Raw genomic sequence first — 2,902 nt, 5'->3', positions numbered from 1 at the left:
TTCCAATTGCTTTATTGACGTTGAGCCTCGGAACCCTTAACAATCCCAAAACTTGTCGAATGGTCGGCTTAATAGCTCACGCTATGCCGACATTCGTCTGCAAGTTTAGTTAAGGGTTCTTCTCAACGTCAATAAATTTTCTCGGCATAAATGCGTCGTCTAATTATTACGATTAGCATTCCAACCAATTAAAACATTACAAACAAAACCTATTAATCCACACAATAAGGCAGGTAAAAATGTTGTCTGTCCAATATAAAAAACAACTAAAAACATCAAAACCCCAACTACTAAACTTATTATCCACTGATTCATTTTCATGACTTAAATCACTCCTTTTTAACAAACTTTATCACAAGACTTATTAAAAAATTAAATACCCTTATTTTGAATTTTAAGGGGGCATTTTAAAGATTCAGGGGTAAATCATATAGTTTTATACCTAAAAACGTATATAAGCTCTTAAAATGCAAATATGAGCCAAATAAATATATTTTAATTACACCAACTAAAATTTGAGCAAAACCAGTGACTAATTTTTTAGACACTGCCCAGTTATATGCAAATTAAAAATTTAGCAAACTGGGCAGAAAAAAATAAACACTGCCCATTTACGCACAAAATTATTTTTTGCGTAAAAACTGGGCAACCATACTGGTTGAACGCTATAGTTCCCGCAGGGGCAAAAAACATAAGAATTAGTGACTTAAACACAAAAACAAAAGAATAAGTTACTAAAAAAACGCTAGCTTTTAAGCTAACGTTTCAAATCTTTTAAGTAATAATTTTGTTTTTCAAAATTCCAAATTGCAGTAATTGAATGTGCTTTTTCTTCTTCGTCTGTTGTTTTATCTTCGTCACTTGTATTAATTAAATTGCCATCTTCGGCATCGTCTAAATTTAAAATTTTATGTTTTTGCTTAAGCAATCCACCATAACTCAACATACGTTTTCGATATAAACCTTTTTCTAAATCATTCACGATTTCTTGATTTCTTTCATCATCATCAGTTAAAAAATCAGATGACTTAACCGAATATTTTGAGGTTTCTTTGATAGCTGCTTGAATATCTTTATCGCCTTTTTGATTTGGTTTGATCGCTTTAATATTTGCTACGGGTCGATAATTAACTTGTAATGCTTTTTGCCATAAATCAATCCAATCATTTTGCGAAATATAATTTTCAGAACCTCTAAAATACTTACTTTCAACACACAACAAGACATGCATATGTTGGTTATAACTACCATCATTTTTATTAACTGTAACTTCTGTTGAACGCATAAAACCAATTAAATTCTTACTAACTTTTTTATATTTAAATAATCTTCTAAAAGATTCAGTTAAATGTTTTAAACTTCGTTCTAAAGTATCCCCATCTATCGCATTTCGTGTTGATAGAGTAAGAAATAACCACCGAGCTTTAGGCTTTTCTTTTACTACTTCTTCAATCACTTTTTGAGCTTGATAACTATTTTTCATAGCACGCCTCCAATTACAAACTGGGCATAATTTTGACTTACAAAACCATGTCTTATGTAACTTCAAATAACCTTCATCAGTTGGCTTGAATTCTAAGACGTTACCACATTGTTTTACGTTAAAAGCCTTTTTAATTTTTAAGATTTCCAGTATATCTGCATAACTTACATTATCAATTTTCTTTTCTCTCCATGGGCGTTGTTTCCCACTTTTCGTAATATCTTTTAATGTTTCATTATCTTGATTTTCGTCTATATATTTTGTATGATTATCTTGCATATATAAAGACCTCCAGTATTAAGTTGATGAGTGGATGCTTCAATCTTATTACTGGAGTTTTTTTATGTCAAATTTTATTTTATACACTAAAAACTATTGAAAACACTGTCAAATCAACGTTAAAACGATATTTTGAAAAAGAACGTTATTTCTATATAGTATCAAGACAAGAAGAAACTCGTTCACACTCGTTTCAAAAAACCACCAAACATCATTCAAATCACAATCTCTTTTATAAATTTATATACCGTATAAAAACTACTAGCCAAACTTATAACACTAAATAAAGAGTTAGAAAATGAATATTTCCCCTTACTTTTAAAAACTATATATAGAGCAGTAGAAATAAAACATGTAAAAGATCCTGCAAGCAATACAAAAAACAAAATCCTCCAAACAAAAAAATCCAAATCAACAAAATACAGAGCTAATAATAAAAAGCCTATACCACCAGAAAAAATCGCATATTTTACATAATCATCTTCTGATAATTGAGCTGATAAAAATAAAAATCCGAAAATAAGAAAAGGTAAACCTAAATAAAATAACCACCCTTCACCAAAAAAGAAAAACAACAAACCTAGAAAGATTGTAAAAATAAGAATTATATACCCACCAAAACTATTATTCGTATTTTCATTATCCAAATAACCACCCCTTATTTATATCTATCATTAAATTATTATACACCCTAAAACGCTTATTTAATGCTAATTAAAAGTACTTTTTTCTCTTAAACAGAAAAAAACAGGATTTCGAAAGAACATAACTATATAGGGTAATTTTGAATCTTTTTACAAAAAAACCATTAAAAGCTCATTTCACTTACGTGATTTGAGCTTTTTTAGTGGAAAACGTGAAAGGTTCAAAACCTTTCTTATATTAGGAACGAAATCAAAAATTGAAAGGATGAAAACAAAATGATAACAAGCATAATAATCAGCTTTATCTTATCAATCATTGCTAGCATAATAGGTAATTACATCACGAATTCTTTTAAGTAATAAAACTATATTGCTTTATTCCAATTGCTTTATTGACGTTGAGCCTCGGAACCCTTAACAATCCCAAAACTTGTCGAATGGTCGGCTTAATAGCTCACGCTATGCCGACATTCGTCTGCAAGTTTAGTTAAGGGTT

At 29.6% G+C, this 2,902-nt stretch carries 3 protein-coding genes; all 3 read right to left on the bottom strand.

Annotated elements, in window-relative coordinates; genetic code table 11:
• Positions 1-159: 159 nt before the first annotated feature.
• Positions 160-321: a hypothetical protein gene (locus tag ACF91D_RS29700; RefSeq protein ID WP_392438308.1), complete on the bottom strand. Its 162-nt coding sequence runs from the start codon at positions 319-321 to the stop codon at positions 160-162.
• A 436-nt stretch (positions 322-757) separates the two neighbouring features.
• Entirely contained in the window at positions 758-1,762 is a 1,005-nt protein-coding gene (locus ACF91D_RS29695) for a protein rep (protein ID WP_392438306.1), read from the bottom strand.
• A 215-nt stretch (positions 1,763-1,977) separates the two neighbouring features.
• Positions 1,978-2,409 (bottom strand): hypothetical protein, encoded by a 432-nt coding sequence (locus ACF91D_RS29690; protein ID WP_192945572.1) that lies wholly within the window; start codon positions 2,407-2,409, stop codon positions 1,978-1,980.
• Positions 2,410-2,902 lie beyond the last annotated feature (493 nt).

The sequence above is a fragment of the Staphylococcus sp. 231237_7MaSpsaltlick genome, assembly GCF_043107035.1.
This window is presented reverse-complemented; position numbering and strand designations above follow the sequence as displayed.